Origin of the sequence: Aquimarina celericrescens, assembly GCF_042682765.1 — a bacterium.
Classification (GTDB): Bacteria; Bacteroidota; Bacteroidia; order Flavobacteriales; family Flavobacteriaceae; genus Aquimarina; species Aquimarina celericrescens.
Genome location: NZ_JBHUHY010000004.1, coordinates 214,657 through 233,248, shown reverse-complemented (window position 1 = coordinate 233,248; position 18,592 = coordinate 214,657). Strand labels below are relative to the sequence as shown.

General features: G+C 34.0%; 19 protein-coding genes. 5 read left to right on the top strand and 14 right to left on the bottom strand.

Annotated elements, in window-relative coordinates:
* Window positions 1-315 precede the first annotated feature (315 nt).
* The 4 genes from ACFSJT_RS08070 to ACFSJT_RS08055 form a co-directional block, all read right to left on the bottom strand.
* Window positions 316-1,182, bottom strand: coding sequence for a helix-turn-helix domain-containing protein (locus ACFSJT_RS08070; protein WP_378319744.1), 867 nt, complete (start codon window positions 1,180-1,182; stop codon window positions 316-318).
* Window positions 1,183-1,271: 89 nt separating this feature from the next.
* Window positions 1,272-2,762 (bottom strand): alpha/beta fold hydrolase, encoded by a 1,491-nt coding sequence (locus tag ACFSJT_RS08065; RefSeq protein WP_378319743.1) that lies wholly within the window; start codon window positions 2,760-2,762, stop codon window positions 1,272-1,274.
* 6 nt (window positions 2,763-2,768) lie between these two features.
* A complete protein-coding gene (locus ACFSJT_RS08060; protein WP_378319742.1) occupies window positions 2,769-3,173 on the bottom strand; it encodes a hypothetical protein in 405 nt (134 codons plus the stop codon).
* Between the two features lie 126 nt (window positions 3,174-3,299).
* On the bottom strand, window positions 3,300-4,412 hold the full coding sequence (locus ACFSJT_RS08055) for a helix-turn-helix domain-containing protein (protein WP_378319741.1): 1,113 nt from the start codon (window positions 4,410-4,412) through the stop codon (window positions 3,300-3,302).
* 116 nt (window positions 4,413-4,528) lie between these two features.
* Between ACFSJT_RS08055 and ACFSJT_RS08050 the strand changes: the two genes are divergently transcribed.
* Together ACFSJT_RS08050 and ACFSJT_RS08045 are read left to right on the top strand one after the other, a co-directional pair.
* A complete protein-coding gene (locus ACFSJT_RS08050; protein WP_378319739.1) occupies window positions 4,529-4,756 on the top strand; it encodes a hypothetical protein in 228 nt (75 codons plus the stop codon).
* A 30-nt stretch (window positions 4,757-4,786) separates the two neighbouring features.
* Window positions 4,787-5,002, top strand: a complete 216-nt coding sequence (locus ACFSJT_RS08045) for a hypothetical protein (RefSeq protein ID WP_378319737.1) — start codon at window positions 4,787-4,789, stop codon at window positions 5,000-5,002.
* Here ACFSJT_RS08045 and ACFSJT_RS08040 read toward each other — a convergent pair.
* Together ACFSJT_RS08040 and ACFSJT_RS08035 are read right to left on the bottom strand one after the other, a co-directional pair.
* Entirely contained in the window at window positions 4,995-5,702 is a 708-nt protein-coding gene (locus tag ACFSJT_RS08040; RefSeq protein WP_378319736.1) for a TIGR04283 family arsenosugar biosynthesis glycosyltransferase, read from the bottom strand. The genes ACFSJT_RS08045 and ACFSJT_RS08040 overlap by 8 nt on opposite strands.
* A gap of 121 nt (window positions 5,703-5,823) precedes the next feature.
* Window positions 5,824-6,723 carry a DUF547 domain-containing protein gene (locus ACFSJT_RS08035; RefSeq protein ID WP_378319735.1) on the bottom strand — a complete coding sequence of 300 codons (900 nt, stop codon included), beginning with the start codon at window positions 6,721-6,723 and terminating at the stop codon, window positions 5,824-5,826.
* Between the two features lie 267 nt (window positions 6,724-6,990).
* Between ACFSJT_RS08035 and ACFSJT_RS08030 the strand changes: the two genes are divergently transcribed.
* Complete coding sequence (locus tag ACFSJT_RS08030) at window positions 6,991-8,208, top strand: NADH:flavin oxidoreductase/NADH oxidase family protein (protein WP_378319734.1); 1,218 nt, start codon at window positions 6,991-6,993, stop codon at window positions 8,206-8,208.
* On the opposite strand, the gene ACFSJT_RS08025 is transcribed toward ACFSJT_RS08030, so the two are convergent.
* The 8 genes from ACFSJT_RS08025 to ACFSJT_RS07990 form a co-directional block, all read right to left on the bottom strand.
* Window positions 8,205-9,323 carry a pyridoxal phosphate-dependent aminotransferase gene (locus ACFSJT_RS08025; RefSeq protein ID WP_378319733.1) on the bottom strand — a complete coding sequence of 373 codons (1,119 nt, stop codon included), beginning with the start codon at window positions 9,321-9,323 and terminating at the stop codon, window positions 8,205-8,207. The two genes, ACFSJT_RS08030 and ACFSJT_RS08025, sit on opposite strands and share 4 nt — an antisense overlap.
* 149 nt (window positions 9,324-9,472) lie before the next feature.
* Window positions 9,473-10,441 carry an arsenosugar biosynthesis arsenite methyltransferase ArsM gene (gene arsM / locus ACFSJT_RS08020; RefSeq protein WP_378319732.1) on the bottom strand — a complete coding sequence of 323 codons (969 nt, stop codon included), beginning with the start codon at window positions 10,439-10,441 and terminating at the stop codon, window positions 9,473-9,475.
* Window positions 10,442-10,470: 29 nt separating this feature from the next.
* Window positions 10,471-11,055, bottom strand: coding sequence for a GrpB family protein (locus ACFSJT_RS08015; protein WP_378319731.1), 585 nt, complete (start codon window positions 11,053-11,055; stop codon window positions 10,471-10,473).
* A gap of 104 nt (window positions 11,056-11,159) precedes the next feature.
* Window positions 11,160-11,972, bottom strand: a complete 813-nt coding sequence (locus tag ACFSJT_RS08010; RefSeq protein ID WP_378319729.1) for a purine-nucleoside phosphorylase — start codon at window positions 11,970-11,972, stop codon at window positions 11,160-11,162.
* On the bottom strand, window positions 11,969-12,556 hold the full coding sequence (locus ACFSJT_RS08005; protein WP_378319728.1) for a TIGR04282 family arsenosugar biosynthesis glycosyltransferase: 588 nt from the start codon (window positions 12,554-12,556) through the stop codon (window positions 11,969-11,971). Before ACFSJT_RS08005 ends, ACFSJT_RS08010 begins: the two co-directional genes overlap by 4 nt.
* A 17-nt stretch (window positions 12,557-12,573) precedes the next feature.
* Window positions 12,574-13,071, bottom strand: a complete 498-nt coding sequence (locus ACFSJT_RS08000; protein ID WP_378319727.1) for a rhodanese-like domain-containing protein — start codon at window positions 13,069-13,071, stop codon at window positions 12,574-12,576.
* Between the two features lie 20 nt (window positions 13,072-13,091).
* Window positions 13,092-14,159, bottom strand: a complete 1,068-nt coding sequence (gene arsS, locus ACFSJT_RS07995) for an arsenosugar biosynthesis radical SAM (seleno)protein ArsS (protein WP_378319726.1) — start codon at window positions 14,157-14,159, stop codon at window positions 13,092-13,094.
* Between the two features lie 98 nt (window positions 14,160-14,257).
* Entirely contained in the window at window positions 14,258-14,593 is a 336-nt protein-coding gene (locus ACFSJT_RS07990) for an arsenosugar biosynthesis-associated peroxidase-like protein (protein ID WP_378319725.1), read from the bottom strand.
* A gap of 406 nt (window positions 14,594-14,999) precedes the next feature.
* On the opposite strand from ACFSJT_RS07990, the gene bglX reads away from it, so the two are divergent.
* On the top strand, window positions 15,000-17,324 hold the full coding sequence (gene bglX / locus ACFSJT_RS07985; protein ID WP_378319723.1) for a beta-glucosidase BglX: 2,325 nt from the start codon (window positions 15,000-15,002) through the stop codon (window positions 17,322-17,324).
* A 255-nt stretch (window positions 17,325-17,579) separates the two neighbouring features.
* A complete protein-coding gene (locus tag ACFSJT_RS07980) occupies window positions 17,580-18,590 on the top strand; it encodes a LacI family DNA-binding transcriptional regulator (protein WP_378319722.1) in 1,011 nt (336 codons plus the stop codon).
* Window positions 18,591-18,592: the final 2 nt, after the last annotated feature.

Here is an 18,592-nt window from a genome sequence, read left to right as displayed (position 1 = left end):
TGTTCGCGACTATAATTATTACCATCATAGTTTATGCCAAACCTCTTGTATAGCATAGGTACGATGTAAGTCCATGCAAGAATAACGATACCAATACAAATGAGTTGAATAGTATTATGGGACATAGTGATCATGTGTTTACATATAGAAACTTGTATTAAAATAACGTGAGTTCGATATAAGAAAGTCTCTTGTTTTCGATACATCCGCCCAAGGCGGACACTCAAACTGACGAGACTTTCTTATATCAAATTCACCTTAAAATAAGCATATTCTGGGGAAAGGAGATGATCTTAATGTTAAGTTTTATTGGCGTTATAACAGGATTTCTTTTCTGTACGTAATTTGAAACTGTTTTGGAGAGGTTTTGAATTGTTTTTGGAAAGCCTTAATAAAATGAGAAGTGTTTTCATACCCTACTTGTAGTGCTATACTGGTGATTGAATCGCTTTTTTCTTTTAAAAGTAAGGCTGCTTTTTCTAAACGTTTTTCAATTAACCATTTTTTGGGAGAGATATTGAATTTAGACTTAAAATCTCTTCTGAAGGTTGAAATACTTCTTCCGGTAAGATAGGCATAATCTTCGATATCCAGTGGTTTATCGAAGTTTTGTAACATAAAGGTTTTGATATTTTTACGTTCTCTGTTTTTTATAGATTGAAGTCGTTGTACGAACTCTTCTCCAGATGTTGTAAGACTAATGAGGTGAAGAAATTCTAAGAGTTTGGGTTTGGTAAACTGATGCTGATATTTTCCTTTATACAGCATTAATAAAGCACCTACAAACAATCGTAAGTTTTCGTCATACGTTATTAGTAATGACCCGGAGCGGTTTTCAGATGTTGCTGTTTCAAAATTTATAAGAAACTCATCTGTAATCTCTTCATCAAAGAAAAAAACGATGGCATCAAAAGATTGATTTTTAGGAATAATATCAGAGATCATATACAATCCTTTTGGTAAAAGAATCATTTGGTTTTTAGGAACAATAGTGACATCACCCTCTGGATCTTCAACTTGCAGTGCACCGTTTAAAACCAAGGTTAACGCATGGGCCGCCAGATAGCGTTCATTTTGTAGGTCGGCTTGTTTTACACTTTTTAAAATGATGCAAGAGAGACCATCAACAAGTACTTTTTCAATCTTTGGGTGTTTATAAAAAACCTGTGGTACAACTTTCATAATGAACAAAAATGTAGAGAAAAAGGTATTCTATATGCTACTTTTTACTAAAAGTAGTGATTTTCGGTCAAAATTCTCCTTAGATCATATTACTCCCTAATAGTAAATTTTGGTTTTTTTATTTTATTAAAACAATCAAGAACCGGTTGTTGAAACGGATTGTTAAAGAATTCATTCGCTACGTTCATGGCACAGGGGTTGCTCCAATTGGTGGTAGGAGAATGTAACCAACCTTTAAAAACAAAATGAAAACTATTTTTAAGATTCGAGGCCATTTGTTTGGACCATCTTACAGGAGTTATCGGATCGTACTCACCATTAATCAGTAATACAGGAATATCGCTTTTAACAGGTTTATTTTCTAGTTCATCTACAGCGTCTACATTCCATGTTTTACAAACCTGCAGATCAAAAACAGCCGACGAAGCTCCTTCTATTGATGGATATTTTTTACTCTCAGATTGAATAATGATTTGAGCAGCAAAAGGAAGTTCTTCAGCACACCATACAGACAAACGCATACCTATACCTGAGCCATTATTGTTGTTTTCTAGTGATGAAAGTAGCGATTTTTTGATGATACTATAATCTCCTCTAATGATTTGATCGATCATTAGAGGCGCATTTGGGATATCTGAAGTGCTTAATAGATCGAATAGGGAGATGAAATACTTACCCTTAAGTCGGAATGTTATCTCTTTTTTTTGCTGTGGATGTAGGATTTGAATTTCTAAAGGTTCTCGAGTTTTTTCTAGTAAAAAATCAAAGAAACGATTCCTTAAATCAGGATATGCTTGATTGCATGAAGGCTCTGAAGCACAATCGGCGAATAACTTGTTATATGAATCCAATAAATTTTTGATGCTTTCCTCGTCATAGTTGACTTCTATTGGAAGGGGAGAATCCATGACTACACTTCGAATAGCGTCAGGATAATCTCTTAATAAAACCTGTGCAATTTTGGTACTATAGGATATTGTGAGAAGATTGTACTTTTCTATGTGTAAAACCTTTCGCAGATCTTCAATATCTGCAGCTATATTGACTGTTGTATACATGTTCAGATTATTACCTTCTTTTAATAGTCTTTCCCTACAATTTCTGGCAGCGTTAATGTAAATACTATCTTTTTGTTTTTGATTTAGGGTTGGACCTTTAGTTTTATCTATTGCAGATCCCCATTCGGGACAAGCAAGATGAGGTTTTGCAAATTTGGTTCCTCTTTGTTCAAATAATATGAAATCACGGTCATCAAGGTATTTGTAATAGTTCATATAAGGAGCAGAATACATTGATGAATTTCCGGGACCTCCCACTGTATAAATGATAGGGTCTTTTTTTGGATTTTTACTTCTGCTTTTAAAAATATAAACAGGCAATTCAATAATCTTACCATTAGGTTTAGAGCGATCCTCTGGAACTTGAAGATAACCAAAGTCAAAATCTTGTCCTTCCTTAATCTCTAAAACAGGTTTTTTTGAAAGCTCAAATTTAGGAATGTATGAAGGAAGAGGAGTTTGACAACTCAGACAAGAACTCAAGACAGTAAAGAAAAATATGATGCTTTTAAATATGTTCATCAGAAGTTAGTTTTTAGGTTGTTTTTGTGCGATCCAAACAGATAAAAAGCCTCTGTCTACAGCATGAGTAGTGCCATATAATTTATCGTCTTTATAATAAAAAGCAGTATTATAAATTCCACTATTATCACCTGATACAAGTGCAACGTAGATAATACCTAGTTGGATATTTACCCTACCTTCTTTTATCTTAACCCCTTCTCTATAAAAGGTTCCCTTAACCGAGCTCCTATCGATTTCATTTATTCGCATCACTGCGAAGTTTTTATCGGTTGTATCCTGGGGACTCATATCTAGTTTCCATTCTCCTTTTAATTCTTGTAACTCAATATCGGTAACCTGGGCAGATGCTGTTTGAAAAAAAAGTATAGTAATGCAAAGTATTACTGTTTTTGGTATAAAAGGCTTCATTTTTTAGATTTTAAAAATTCTTAAACAGTCAAATATGAGCATAAAGTTATTGCTGATCGTCTCGATTAAATAATTGAGACAATTTTTAATGATATTATAGGCTTCAATTGTATAATTGACACGGTATTATATACTGTTTTTTAGATCACTAGGTGCATTTCCTGTAATTTTCTTTACGGCTCGGTTAAAAGATGCTTTAGAGTTAAATCCAGCTTCATGTGCAATCGCCAGTAAAGTTAGATTGTTATTTTTAGGGTCTTTGATCAATTGTTTTACTTCTTCAATTCTAAATTCATTGATATAATCATTAAACTTCTTATTGAAAATAGTATTTAAGCATTTGGTGACCAGATAAGGTTTCTCATCGAGTTGCTTAGAGAGTACAGATAAAGTAAGCTCAGGGTTTTTATATAGCATCTCCTCCTTCATTTTTGCTTCTAATTTACTTGCTATATTACTTAATTGTTCTTTTTCTTTATTAGACACAATTGCAACGAGTTTAAAGGCACTTTCTTTTCTACGGGAAAAACCTTCTAATCCAAGCCAATAGGTAATAATTGCCATACTAATAAAGACCGGATGACCATAGAAATTATGTGTGTAGCCAAAGAAGAAAAAATCGATTAGTACTACACCAACATATAAGAAAGAAAAAATCTTTAACACCCAAACCACTCTTCTGATCCATTTAATTTTTTCAGGAAGCAATTGAAACCCTTCAATTTGTGATTTGTCATTGAGTACTTTTTGAGCTTTAGAGGTATAAAATACAATCAATAATCCAGAAATGATATACATGGTAGGGTAACGCATCCAAACCACATATCCCCAATATCCTAGCCAGCTTAAACTTTCCCGTGTGCCATCCCAATAAAAGTTTTGTGTTTTGATGAAGTTACTCCATACAAACTCCATAAAAACTGGTAAAAAGTGACTGTAATCACTTCTTTTGATTCGGAAATTCGGAGTTACATAACTTTTTACAAAAAAGAAAATCAGGGTTCCATATATCCAGTTGTATTCTAGCAAAATATGATACCAAGCATCATATCGTCCTAGTCCAAATATTTTTAAAGTCTCTACGATGAGTCGATACGAAAAAAAGAAAAGGATAGTAGAAAGAAATCGGTTTGCTATGTAATTAGGAACTTTTCTTTGCCATAAAATGATACCAAAAATAATTCCTTGAATGGCCCCAATGCACAATAATATAATTAATAGTATTTCTAATGTCTCCATCTCTTTAAAGATAAAAAAGAAGATTAAAGAAACAATGATACGCAACTTTTTGATTGTTTATACATCTGATCTGTAGAAATCATTATTAAATCAACAGATCATGAAATCGATACGTATTGTCTTTATTTTTAGTATTTTTTTTGTTGCTTTCATGCAGTAACGACGATGATCGGGGTCCTGATAATGGGATAGAATCTTTGGTTTTTGGTTCTTTTGCCGGCGAATGCTTTGGGAACTGTTTTGATGTTTTCAGAATAGATGCCTCAAAACTAGAAGAAGATCGTGTAGTTGATTTTTTCTCTGGTGATTATAACTTTAGAGGCTCTTTTACATTTTCTAATTAGTTGTACAATACGTATAAATCTATTTTGGATATGATACCAGAAGAATTGATAAATGGCTCAAATAAAACATACGGATGTCCAGATTGTGCAGATCAGGGAGGTTATTATTTTGAAATTAATACAACTGATGGAAAAAAGAAAAGATATACTGTAGATACAAATAATACTAATGATCAAAGTACTGAAATTATAGAATTTAAAAATAGAATTTCAGAAATTATCAAAGATCTTGTTACGGTTAATTAACTACCTTCTCTTTATAGTAACGGTACAAATCTTCAGATGAGGCGCCCATCCATCTTCTCATATGAATATTCAGAAAATGATATTGTAGTCGCCAAACGCCTATCTCCCTGTATTTTCTTGCCGATGTAATTATATATTTAGGTATAATTACAAATTGTTTTAATGCGAATAATCGATCTACAAGTTCATTATCTTCATAAACAATAAAGGATTCATCATATCCACCTATTTCATTAAATAAGGACTTTGTGATAAATTGACTTTGATCCCCGCCGCGGCATCGCTTACTTTCAAATTGCGTTAACCACCCCAGAAATCGTAACCACCAGTGGTTAGAATCGAACTTCATTCTAAAACAACCCGCATTGTTTCCCTTTTTAACCTCTTCAATGATATCCATATCAAAGTGTAGAGGAGGTAATGAATCAGCATGTAAGAAATATAAAATTTCTCCTTTCGCAGCTTTTGCACCTGTATTCATTTGTATGGCCCGTCCTTTCTTTGAAGCGACTAATCGAATTATATTTTCTTGTTTTGATAACTGTAGAATGATCCCTTGCGACCCATCAGTACTACCTCCATCTACGAATATGATTTCTTTTATGTTATCCTTAACAAACGAATTATCAATTAAGTGATAAAGTAACGTACTTATCGTAGCTGCTTCGTTTAGAATAGGGATGATGATTGATATTTTCAATTTTCTGGCATCTTGAAATTATATTTTAAAGTTACAATCTTTTATTTATACGTAACACTTAAAATGAGAGCGAAAATGATGATTAATGCACTACATCCTGGCGAAACTCTTTTTTAAATATCTATTCATTCAGGCTCCAATCATATGTTTTGAAGCTCTTTTTTGCATTACTGTTAATGATTATAGTAGAATATTTGTTTAAAAAGTCAATCAGGGAGCCTTCTTTTTTAAAGTCTTTACCAAACCAGGAAAATATTTTGGATAGTTCGACTTTTTCTGCATAAATCGTGTTGCGTTTTGTATCGTTTATAAATGAGATGGCTAGTTTATCGAGTTCTTGATTTACATTTTGTGAAGTAAAAGCTTTGTTTAACAGCGGCGGACAAGAAAAAGAGGCGCAATTAATACCAAAATGAATTCTTGGATCCTCCATTTTCCTTAAAATTCTGTGTTCAATATCGTTTAAGGTAAACCACTTTTTTCCTAGTTTGAAGAAGCGTAAATCCCACGGGTCTTTTATATCCTTAATACTTTTTAAGGGATAATTATCTATAATTAATTTTATAGTATATGCATTATATACATTGATCCAATAGGCTAACTTATCTTCTTTACTCCAATCATTCTTGGGAACATTTTCACTTAGTTCAGCGAGGTACGATTCGAACATAACCCGATCCTGCTGAAAACCTTTGTAGCTTACATTGCCATCTTTTGATACATGTTTACCTAGTAATGAATTCCACGACTGATGCGACATTGGTTCAGAAACAACTTTGGCTGCTTTAACCATTTGGGTAGTTTGATTTGGTATTTTTTCTTTATTTTCTATGGGTTTTGTTTCTTCAATAGGAGTTTCTGGAGCTTTTTCTTTTATAGATAGTGTTATTTCAGTGGAATCACTTTTTACAGGAGCATTATTTTCTGAAATAACAGTATTAGTATGCTTTTGTGCTACCTTTTTACTTCCGCCGCAGGCAAAAAATAAACCAATGGACATAAAAACTAATAAATTCTTCATACTAAAATAATTATTGCTTCAGTTCTTTATAGATGCTCTAGTTGTTGGAGACTCACCCTAACAATCAAGAAAATGAAACCAGAATTCAAACTATGTTTCATGTTCGAGAGTGAATTTTAGAAGTGAAGCTCAAATAAACATTCATTAAAACTTTGACTAATGTTCTAAGTCTCTAATGTATGAATTTGATATCATTTATCCGTTTTGTATTTCAAGGTTGTACAATATCACAGGAATTATGTATCATTGTAATCGAACTATTTTATTATGATTAGTACAGAACTGAAGCTGCCTTGTGGTGCAATATTGAAAAACAGATTGGTAAAAGCCGCCATGACCGAGCGAATTAGTAATAGAAAATATGAACCTGTAAAAGGCCATGAACGATTGTATGAACATTGGTCAAATACGGGAGCAGGCTTGCTAATCACAGGAAATGTCGTTATTGATAGAAAACATTTAGAATCGGCGGGCAATGTATGTTTTGATGATGAAGGGATGTTACCGAAACTAAAATCCTGGGCAGAAGCGGGTAAAAAGAATGGAAATCACATTTGGGTACAAATATCTCATTCTGGAAGACAAACCAATAGATTTGCAACCACTCGGCCATTGGCTCCATCTGAGATACAGCTCAATAAAATGGGACTTTTTGGAAAACCTAAGGCAATGACCGAAGAAGATATTCAGGAAGTTATCAAAGGATTTGTAAAAGCTGCAAGATTAGCAAAAGAAGCTGGTTTTACAGGATTACAAATTCATTCGGCTCATGGATATTTGTTAAGCCAATTTCTATCTCCGTTAACTAATATAAGAACTGATAAATGGGGCGGGAGCATCGAAAATCGAAGTCGGCTTTTGCTTACTATCGTTCGTGAGGTTAGAAAAGAAGTAGGGGCTGATTTTCCTATAGCAGTAAAGTTAAATTCGGCAGATTTTCAAAGAGGAGGTTTTACCGAGGAAGAATCGCTAGACGTGGTAAAAATGTTGGACGCAGCTAAAATCGATGTGCTTGAAATTTCTGGGGGCACCTATGAAAAGCTTGCCTTTTTCTTGATGAATGAAGAGGGAGTGGTGCTTAAAGAAAGTACCAAAAGAAGAGAAGCTTATTTTATTGATTTTGCAAAAAAAGTAAGAGCGATAAGTACGTTGCCATTAATGATCACCGGTGGTTTTAGATCGTATGATTTCTGTAACGAAGTACTAGAGAATGGAGAAGTTGATTTAATCGGAATGGGTCGTCCCTTTATAACAAATAGAGAAGATATTCCTAAGTTTTTGAAAGGAGAAATTACAAATCTTAAGAATCTGGTTTTAAGGACAGGAATTAAGCAGTTTGAGGATTCTGCCGAAGGTGGTTTTTATGCACGGCAGCTCATTCGTTTTTCTAAAGGTAAACAACTGAAGGTTAATATGAGCCCCTTATGGTGTTCTATGTTCTTGGTTATTTATGAGTTTAAAAAAGCAATGGCAAAAAAAATCTAGCCATAGACAGAAGATAGGGCTTTGTTAAAAGAAATTACTTCTTCTATAGTACCTGTACTAATTCTACACCAATCGAAAAATGGAGGGAACGGTCGCCCAATAAGAACACCTTTGTTCATCATTTCTTTATGTAAGGTTCTAATATCTTTCCCCGATTTGAAGAAAATAAAATTAGTGCTAGATGGTATATAAGGTAGCTCAAAGTTATCGAGCGTTTTGTAAATCAATTCTTTTGCTTCTCTGGTTTTTTGTAAGCTAAAGGTAAAGAATTCTTTATCATTTAAGGCTTCTTTGGCTCCTGCAATGGCAAGTACGTTACTGTAAGCTACCATATTTCTTCTTAGCTTTTCTGTTAAAGCGGGTTTGGCAATAAGGTAACCAATTCTTAATCCGGCCATCCCGTAAACTTTCGAGAACGTTCTGGATACAATTACATCTTTTCCTTGTTTTACCAGCTCAACCATAGATGGGTAATCGGGCTCTTCGATATAATCATAATAGGCCTCGTCACTGAAAAGTATAGTTTTATTACTGACTGCATCGCAGAAATCCATAAGTTTTTTTGAGGATAGAATGGTTGAGGTAGGATTATTAGGATTACAGAGAAAAACCAATTTGGTTTTTGAGGAAATTCGTTTTTCTATTTCATTTATGTTATACCCTTTATTCTCGTCAACAGGAACCCAATTTACAGTTGCTCCCCATTGTTTGGCATAAGTCATCATTGCCAGAAAAGTGGGTTGTGCAGCTATTATTTCGCCACCATTGGCGGCAAAAGTGAGACCGGCAACTTTTAGACCTTCTGTAGAACCTCCACAAATAATAATGTGATCTCTGGTCACTCCTTCTTTTTTGGCTAGGATTTCAGCTAACTCATCGGCATAAGCATAAGGATATCTACAACCATGATCAAAAGCAGATTTGATAGCATCTTGTACTTTTTTAGAGGGGCCGTAGGGATTCTCATTAGAACTTAATCGTACTAATTTAGAAAGTGGCCTGGGATTAAACTTTATAATTTCTTCTGTAGTTAGCGCATTGGCAATTTCTAACCCTCCAAGTAATGCAAAACCACTGCCAATTGTAGTAGATTTTAACCATTGTCTTCTATCCATAACTTGTTTTAATTAAAAATAATACAGTATTAAAGATAGTAATTAATGGATTATGAGATAGAAACAGTTTTAAAATAAAGCATAAAAAAGAAGTCGAAAACAAATAGTTTGCTTTCGACTTTTGAAATGGTATTAATTAGCCATCGCTTTTAACAGCATCCACCTCCATCATAATGATAGGTAGATTCGCTAATAAATATATCATCTCTATCTAGATCTGCTAATGCACCCGCAGTTTTATCGCAAACTGCGATAGGCTGATTCCTTAGCAAGACATGACCTTTTTTATCATCAAAATAATCCTGATCGCCATAATAAATTGCAGCCTTACCTGTAAAGACACAAGGACCATCTTCTGGCATTGGATCTTTAATAGCCGCGACTTCAATAGACTCGATATAAATTAATTCGTTTGTATCATAGTTCTTTGGATCGAGTATTCGATACGGCTTACGTGCTCTTATTTCGATAGTGCCAAAGCCAACATCTGTGAGTGCTTTTACATATTCTGCAATAGGTAAACTTCCACTAAGGCAGAGCGCTCTTAGTCTTTCATCATTACGAAGATTATCATTCATAGGTTGCTCGCATGTTGGGTCACTCATCACCAGTCTTCCATGAGGTTTTAACACACGGTACATTTCTTCTATGGCTTTTTTTAGATCATCCTCTTTAAAAATGTTGAACAAACAGTTTTGTGCTGCAACATCAATACTATTATCGTCTACAGGAAGATGTAATGCATCACCGTATCTAAGATCAACGTATTCACTTTTGAACCAGTCATTTTGAGCTTCGGCTTCTTTAAAATTTTTACGAGAAGCTTCTAACATTTCATGTACTACATCCACACCAATAACCCCATTCCTTTGACGAGAAAAATAAGAGAACTGTAATAATTCCATTCCGCCACCAACACCTACATATAATATTTTTGGATTATTAGTTAGATCACGAGCATGTACAGTACTACCACAGCCATAGTTCATTTCCTGCATGATTTTAGGAATTCTAAGACCAGGTAGCTCCCAAATAGGATTTGTAGTACAGCATAAACCAATATCTGGAGTTAGCGCTGCTTCTTTATAGACATCGTGGGTAGTATTTAAATAGCTCATAAATTAATTTTTATTTTTCCTTTACCGTGCTATGCGATAGCTTTTTCTTTGATTATATCTAAAGTTTCGTTTACAAAATCTGTTTTTCCAAGCACATAAGAACCTCTGTCATTTTTGAACTTAGTTGCTAATTCGATTTTTAAATTTTCATACTGCCTTGCTCTTTCGGGGTTAGAATTTAAATAATTTCGAAAGTCAATTTGTTTCCACATTACATTGTCGCTTGGGCACATATGGATATGAAAAATCTGTTCTTTTGTTCCATCAAGATTGTATCCCTTTCCGAATGATGAGTATGTTTCGATATTTTCTCTGGCAGGAACTACGAAATGAGAGTATCCTAATTCAGTAAATTGTCCAATTAAATTCTTATTAAATAACAGTTTTTTAGGAATTTCAATCAGTAAATCAATATATGGTTTTGATTTAATGCTAGGTATTGATGAACTCCCAAAGTGTTCTATCCGCAAAATTGTTTCGCTCCCGACCGTATCAATAATCCGTTTCTTTTCACTTTCATAAATATTCTTCCACTCAGGATTATGGTCAACCAATTCAATTGGAAAAAGTTTATTCCATTCATCTTTAGTTAAATCATTCAAAGTTTTCTTCATTTCGTAATTGGATTATTTAGCTTTCGCACGACTTTGAAATATAAGTTATTTTGGGTTGTACATTATTCAGTCGGAAAGTTGTGATTGAACTTTCAAAATTGATTTTAAAGAGATTTTATTAATTCTTTGAAAAGTAAAATCATTTCAGGCTCCGCTTTTCCTGCCATAGCAATAATTTCATCGATGTCTATAGGTTTAAGGTGGTCTGGATCACATTCGTCTGTCAAAACTGATATTGCAGCGACCGGAAGATCTAAATGGTTAGCAACGATTACCTCGGGTACCGTACTCATTCCAACTGCATCTGCCCCAATAGTTTTAAGATAACGATATTCTGCCCTAGTTTCTAGCTGAGGACCTAATACCGAGGCATAAACCCCTTCATGAAGGTTAATCTTTTTTTCTTTGGCAATAGCTCTTAATGTTGCATTAATTTTTTTATCGTATGGGGCACTCATGTCTGTAAACCTGCTTCCTAATTGTTCTACTCCTTTAAAAGCCAGAGGCGAACCTCCCTGAAGATTGATATGATCTTCGATAAGCATCAATTCTCCCTTTTTAAAATTGAGATTGACGGCTCCCGATGCATTGGATACCAATAGTGTTTTGATTCCTAATTTGTGCATTATTCTTACGGGATAGGTTACATCCTGTAGTGAGTATCCTTCGTATAAATGAAAGCGGCCTTGCATGACGATAACTGTTTTGCCTTCAAGAATACCATAAATTAATTTTCCTTTATGAAACTCAACCGTAGCTGTAGGGAAATTAGGGATATGGTTATAGCTTATTTCTTTACTAATTTCAATTTCATTGATCAGCTGCCCTAATCCCGTTCCTAATATAATCCCAATCTCGGGGTTTTCAAAACCTTTCTCCTTTAAGAAATCAGTTGTTTCGTCAATATACTTTATCATTGGTTTAAAAATTTTTGAAAAACATCGATGTCTTTTATATCCTCATAATAATCTACATCGTTACGTTCTTCTAATAGTTTTATATTGTTATTTCTTAAGTCATTTAATGTGTCCTCAAGAACAGTTGCTGTTCCCCAGATTTTGTTTTTAAAAACCTGTGAATTTAAGGATTTCATTCCAAATAAATAGTATCCTCCATCTTCTGCTGGACCAATCACATAATCATGAGATTGTAAGGTTTTAAAAGCTCTTTCTAAATCTTGTTTATTTAACTCATACATATCACTACCAATGATAATGATATTTTGGTAACCATTTGCAAATCCTTTGGCAAAAGCATGTTCCATTCTTTGCCCTAGATCACCCCCAGATTGTTGTTTTTTGTCATAAATTTTTGAATCCCATAAGTCGTGCTCTCTAATCTTAACAGAATAATGAACTTCTTTAAATACATCAAGATCTTTGGTAATGGCTATGGTGTGTTTTAGTAAAAAGGTATAGATCTCTAGTGCTGCTTGATCTCCAATAGTTGAAGCCAAACGTGTTTTACATTTACCCAATTCAGGATTTCGGGTAAAAATCATCAATAGATTTTTCTCGCTCAATTTGAATATACTTTTTTTCCTTTAAGTAACCATTTTGCCCATTGTTTGGAGTAAGCATGGACTTTATCGGTTAATTGACCCTGCAAATTTATAACGGGGTAGTTGTTATTTTTCCATTCAAAAATACCGCCATACAAGTTGTATACATTAGTAAAGCCTGCCTCTTTTAACTTTTCAGAAATATCTTCAGAACGAACTCCTAAACTACAATATACTACGATGGTATCGTTATTCTGAATATTTTGTTTCTTAACAATTTCTATCTCAAAATTGGTATATCCAATATTTATTGCATTTCTGATATGACTTACTTCGTATTCATCTTTTTCACGAGCATCAAATAGATGTACTTGTTCCTGAATTTCCATTAACTCTATCACAGAAATATAAGGAATGTTTTCATTGTTATATGTTTTTAGTAGTTCATCCAGAGAATTTTGAGCGCTTCCAAAAACTGAAAAGAATAATGATATGAAAAGGAAAATATGCTTCATATAAAAAGGACTTTGAAATATTAGGCTACGGTTCCCTGGCAACTACTTCCAGCCCCGGCTGTGCAACCATAACAATGTTGAGAAATAACAATATTTCTATGCTGAAGCAACTCTTCATTATAGGTACTAATATGTTTTACCTTACTGGCGACTTTTAGATCGAGCATTTGATTAAAATCACAATCGTAGAGCCAACCATCCCAACTTACCGAGATCGTATTAGTGCACATAACATTAGCTACCGCATCGGGATTATAAGCATCTACCAGGGCGTACATATAATCTTCATAGTTTTCTGAAGCGATTAAATAATCTAAAAATCTACTAATGGGTAAATTAGTAATTGCAAAAAGGTTATGAAAATGTATTCCAAAATCCTCTAATAATGCTTTTTTGAACTCTTTCTCCATAGAGGCTTGGTCTCCCGGCAAGAAAGCTCCAGATGGATTGTATACCAAATCTAATTTAAGATTACTATTGGGCATACCATATCCTCTTTCATTTAGTTCTTGTAACGCTTTGATAGATTTATCAAAAACGCCATCACCCCTTTGTTTATCTGTTTTTCCTCTGGTCCAGTGAGGCATAGAGGAAACTACGTGCACATTATGTTTTTTGAAAAAGTCAGGGAGGTCGTGATATTTCTTGTTCGCACGTATAATGGTTAGATTACTCCTTACAATAAAATCCTTAATACCAGCTTTGCTTGCTTCTTCTACAAACCATCTGAAATTTGGATTCATCTCAGGAGCTCCTCCAGTTAAATCAAGGGTATGTGCACCTGTTTTTTTGATGACCTCTAAGCATTGCTGCATGGTTTCTTTGGTCATAATCTCTTTACGATCTGGCCCTGCATCTACGTGGCAATGTTCACATACCTGATTACACATATACCCTACATTGATCTGCAGGATCTCCAGTTTGTTTGGGCGCAAAGGAGAATAACCTATTTCTGCAATTTTATCTGCGAACCTGGGTAACTCTCCATTAGCAAAAATCCCATTATTTAAAATTTCCAATTGCCTATTCGCATCTGCCAATTGATCATTACGCTTATGTAGAGACTTTTTTGTTTTGACTTCAGACATCTTTTTTATTCAATTATTTTGATTTGGAGCTTGAATCCTATCCCTAGTCATTATAAGTGATAGGTGCAATTTTAAGAAACAAAATTGATTATCGGTGTTTACATTGATAGTTTTTCATATTTGTTCATCATCTGAACACCATGTACAAGCGTTGCACCACTTTCTATTGCGGCTCCTGCGTGTACCGCTTCCATCATTTCTTCTTTTGTGATTCCTCTTTGCAATCCATCTTTGGTGTAAGCATCAATGCAGTATGGGCACTTTATGACATGTGATACTGCCAGTGCGATTAGTGATTTTTCCCTAGCACTTAAAGCTCCTTCTTCAAATACTTTTCCATAATAATCGAAGAATTTTGTGCCCAACTCTTCACTCCATTCGGTAATTTTTCCAAATTTTCTTAAATCAGCAGGATCATAATATGTTTTAGACATCGTATATTTTGTTTTTTGATAGAGACATGAGCTCTATTTGTCGTAAATTGTGCTTATATACTTACAATAAAAGATATATTTTTTTAATTCGAAAATACTATGGCTATTATTAAGTAATTTGAACCAGAATATAAGGAGAATTATTGATATTCTTTGAATACCTATCTTCTTGGTTTTGATTACGTTCTAGAAAATCTAGCAGCATAATGAATTAAAGATTATTTGGAAAGAGATAAGAAAAACATAAATTTTATTTGATAATAATTATTCTTTATAATAAATACTCTAAAATTATTATATATAAATTTCACTTGTAAATAAAATGTTTAGATTTTAATAAGCCAAACTAACTGAGCTGTATCATAAATTTAAGTGAACAAAAGCAGAAGTTCTAAAATCATTTTTAATGAAAACAAGAAAAAACATCACCCAAGTACTCACTAAATATACTTTATTGATACTTTTATTAAGTTCGATCAATTTATTTTCTCAAAATTCAACAAAAACAAACCTAATACCAATGAACAACAAAAACATTGTAGAAAATAAGATAGACTCTTTACTTTCTATAATGACTCTTAAGGAGAAAATAGGGCAGCTAGTCCTGTATAATGGAAGTTGGGATGTTACAGGACCGCCATCTGATGTAGGTAATAAGGAAAAATATGAAAAGCTTAAAAATGGAGAAGTAGGAGCGATGCTTAATGTGACTTCTGTAAGTGGGGCTAGAGAATTGCAAAGTTTAGTTATGGATCATTCAAGGTTAAAGATACCGTTGCTTTTTGGATATGATGTGATACATGGTTTCAAAACCATTTTTCCTATACCATTAGGAGAAAGTGCAAGTTGGGATATTGAGGCTATAGAAAAGTCTTCATCGATTGCAGCAAAAGAAGCTACAGCCTCTGGGATTAATTGGGCATTCGGTCCTATGGTTGATATCTCAAGAGATGCCAGATGGGGAAGAATAATGGAAGGAGCGGGAGAAGATCCTTTTTTAGGTTCTAAAATAGCAGTTGCTAGAATACAAGGATTTCAAGGAAATGATCTCTCTGACAATAAAACACTAGCGGCATGTGCAAAACATTTTGCAGCTTACGGATTTGCTGAAGGTGGAAGAGATTATAATACCGTAAGTATAGGAGAATACGAGCTTTATAACACAGTATTGCCACCTTTTAAGGCAACAGCAAAAGCGGGAGTAGCAACTATGATGAGTGCTTTTAATGAGGTTGATGGAATACCAGCAACGGGTCATAAAAAATTACAAAGAGAGATATTAAAAAAAGATTGGAATTGGGATGGTTTTATTGTTTCAGACTGGGCATCAATTGCAGAAATGATTTATCATGGATATGCCAAAGATAAAATCCACGCGGCAGAACGAGCAATTATTGCCGGCAATGATATGGATATGGAAGGAAGGGCATATGAAGCAGGACTCGAAAAGTTAGTAAAAGAAGGTAAGGTTGATGAAAAATTGATTGATGACGCTGTAAAACGAATACTCAAAGTTAAATTAGATTTGGGGCTATTTGATGATCCTTTCAAATATTGTGATGAAACGCGTGAAAAAAAAGACATTTACACTAAAGAGAATCTCGAATTTTCGAGAAACGTGGCTAAAAAATCTATTGTTTTGCTCAAAAATGATAAGGATATATTGCCGCTTAAAAAAGATATACAAAGTATCGCAGTAATTGGTCCATTAGCCGATGATAAAGATACTCCAATTGGTAGTTGGAGAGGAATGGCTACAGCCAATTCTGCTGTTTCACTTCTCGAAGGAATAAAAGCAAAGGTTGATAAAAATGTAAAAGTATCTCATGCACAAGGCGTTAAACTTGGTAAAGATGAACGAAATTTTATCAAAGAATTAGCAATAAATCGAGAAGATACTTCAGGAATTACAGAGGCTGTTGACATTGCAAAAAGTGCAGGGCTAGTGGTTTTGGCCATCGGTGAGGAAGCTTTTCAGTCAGGAGAAGCCAGAAGCCAGGCTGATATTGAACTTACCATACCGCAACAAAAACTTTTCGAAGCAATTTATGAAGTAAATAAAAATATAGTGGTGGTATTGATGAATGGCCGGCCCATGGCAATAACTCATGTGGCAGAAAAAGCTCCGGCTATAGTTGAAGCATGGCATTTGGGTTCTGAGTCGGGTAATGCTATTGCCGATGTTTTATTTGGGGATTATAATCCTTCCGGGAAACTACCGGTTTCATTCCCGCGTAGTGTAGGTCAAGTACCCATCTATTATAATGCCAAAAATACAGGAAGACCCTCTAATCCAGAAGGACTGGTATTTTGGTCTCATTATACCGACGAGAAAAATGAGCCATTATTTCCATTTGGTCATGGGTTAAGTTATACTACATTCGATTATAAAGATCTTAAGATCAGTTCATCATCTTTCTCTTCTGGAGGTAATATTAATGTTTCAATTACTGTTACTAATACTGGAAAACGAAAAGGTAAAGAAGTTGTACAATTGTATATTCGTGATCTTATAGGTAGTCTTACAAGACCCGTAAAAGAACTCAAGGGTTTTGAATTAATTGAATTAGAACCCGGAAAAAGCAAAACAGTATCTTTTATCATTAATGAAGAGACCATACAATTTTATACAGTTAATAGAAAATGGGAAGCAGAACCTGGGGAGTTTAAGGTTTTTATTGGAGGAAGTTCTAATACCCTTCTAGAGACTGGCTTTTCTTTTGAAAAATAAAAATTTAGATTTTATTGAGTAAAGCGTGATGATTGTAATAATATCCTTATAAGTATTCTTGATGTATCATGGTTATAGGGTATCACAGATCTTGATGCAACTTTTTGTAATCAAAATTACATGGCTATTAAGAATAAGTTCACAAAGTGTAGATGTGAGCAGGGATAGATTGAGAAAAAAGCTTAATTTAGACTCCAAAGATAATTTGACTAATATGCTTATAAGTCTAAAATAGGAAATGCCAAACTTGAGGTCATGAGGAAAAAGGTTACATTAAAACAACTTGCCAGAGAATTAAATTTATCAATATCCACTGTATCCAAATCATTAAAAAACGACCCTGAGATTAGTCAGAAAACAATCAATAGGGTGCATGAATTGGCTAATTTTTATAATTATAAACCGAATGCTCTGGCGGTAAGTCTGAAGAGCAGTAAAACAAAAACTATCGGTATTATATTACCTGAGATCCTCAATCATTTTTTTGCTAAAGCTTTATTTGGTATAGAACGAGAGGCTTCAAAGAGTGGATATAAAATTGTGACTTGTATCACCAACGAATCTTACCAAAAAGAAGTAGAGTATGTAGAGATGCTTAATTACAGTAGTGTTGATGGTTTTATAGTTGCTCTTAGTCAGGAAACCCAGGTTCTGGGTAAAATCGACCACTACCAGGCATTAAAAAGAGATAATGTACCTATTGTGATGTTCGATAGAGTAAGTGATGAATTAGACTGTGATAAGGTAATTGTAGATGATAAAATAGCTTCCAAAAATGCAATACAATATCTTATTGATACCGGTTGCTCTAAAATTGCAGTGATCACTACGATCGGAGGTTTAAGTGTTGCTAAGTTACGATTAGAAGGAGTTAAAGAAGTAATCGATCAGCATGATAATGTTTCTTTAATAGAGTTATCTTTGAAAGATCCTGAGAATTTTGAAAAGGACATAGAAAAGTTTCTCAAAAATAATGATATTGATGCTGTTTTGGGGCTAGACGAGACAGCAGCAGCAGTGACTATTAACATGTCCCTTAAATTAGGATATAAAATCCCTGAAGAAGTTTCTGTTATTGGTTTTACCGATGGCTTATTATCAAAACATTCGTATCCTAAATTAACTACAGTTTCTCAACATGCGGAAGATCTGGGTGCCAGAGCTGCTCAAATTCTAGTTGATCAACTTGATAATTTTGTTGAAAATTACAAAACAAGAACTGAAGTTATAAAGACCTCATTAATCGTTAGAGATTCTACCAGCTAGAA

What these genes read in the sequence shown, in the direction of transcription:
- ACFSJT_RS08070 (WP_378319744.1), bottom strand. Translation starts at nt 1,182, where the DNA reads ATGAAAGTTGTACCACAGGTTTTTTATAAACACCCAAAGATTGAAAAA.
- ACFSJT_RS08065 (WP_378319743.1), bottom strand. Translation starts at nt 2,762, where the DNA reads ATGAACATATTTAAAAGCATCATATTTTTCTTTACTGTCTTGAGTTCT.
- ACFSJT_RS08060 (WP_378319742.1), bottom strand. Translation starts at nt 3,173, where the DNA reads ATGAAGCCTTTTATACCAAAAACAGTAATACTTTGCATTACTATACTT.
- ACFSJT_RS08055 (WP_378319741.1), bottom strand. Translation starts at nt 4,412, where the DNA reads ATGGAGACATTAGAAATACTATTAATTATATTATTGTGCATTGGGGCC.
- ACFSJT_RS08045 (WP_378319737.1), top strand. Translation starts at nt 4,787, where the DNA reads ATGATACCAGAAGAATTGATAAATGGCTCAAATAAAACATACGGATGT.
- ACFSJT_RS08035 (WP_378319735.1), bottom strand. Translation starts at nt 6,723, where the DNA reads ATGAAGAATTTATTAGTTTTTATGTCCATTGGTTTATTTTTTGCCTGC.
- ACFSJT_RS08030 (WP_378319734.1), top strand. Translation starts at nt 6,991, where the DNA reads ATGATTAGTACAGAACTGAAGCTGCCTTGTGGTGCAATATTGAAAAAC.
- ACFSJT_RS08025 (WP_378319733.1), bottom strand. Translation starts at nt 9,323, where the DNA reads ATGGATAGAAGACAATGGTTAAAATCTACTACAATTGGCAGTGGTTTT.
- arsM (WP_378319732.1), bottom strand. Translation starts at nt 10,441, where the DNA reads ATGAGCTATTTAAATACTACCCACGATGTCTATAAAGAAGCAGCGCTA.
- ACFSJT_RS08015 (WP_378319731.1), bottom strand. Translation starts at nt 11,055, where the DNA reads ATGAAGAAAACTTTGAATGATTTAACTAAAGATGAATGGAATAAACTT.
- ACFSJT_RS08010 (WP_378319729.1), bottom strand. Translation starts at nt 11,972, where the DNA reads ATGATAAAGTATATTGACGAAACAACTGATTTCTTAAAGGAGAAAGGT.
- ACFSJT_RS08005 (WP_378319728.1), bottom strand. Translation starts at nt 12,556, where the DNA reads ATGATTTTTACCCGAAATCCTGAATTGGGTAAATGTAAAACACGTTTG.
- ACFSJT_RS08000 (WP_378319727.1), bottom strand. Translation starts at nt 13,071, where the DNA reads ATGAAGCATATTTTCCTTTTCATATCATTATTCTTTTCAGTTTTTGGA.
- arsS (WP_378319726.1), bottom strand. Translation starts at nt 14,159, where the DNA reads ATGTCTGAAGTCAAAACAAAAAAGTCTCTACATAAGCGTAATGATCAA.
- ACFSJT_RS07990 (WP_378319725.1), bottom strand. Translation starts at nt 14,593, where the DNA reads ATGTCTAAAACATATTATGATCCTGCTGATTTAAGAAAATTTGGAAAA.
- bglX (WP_378319723.1), top strand. Translation starts at nt 15,000, where the DNA reads ATGAAAACAAGAAAAAACATCACCCAAGTACTCACTAAATATACTTTA.
- ACFSJT_RS07980 (WP_378319722.1), top strand. Translation starts at nt 17,580, where the DNA reads ATGAGGAAAAAGGTTACATTAAAACAACTTGCCAGAGAATTAAATTTA.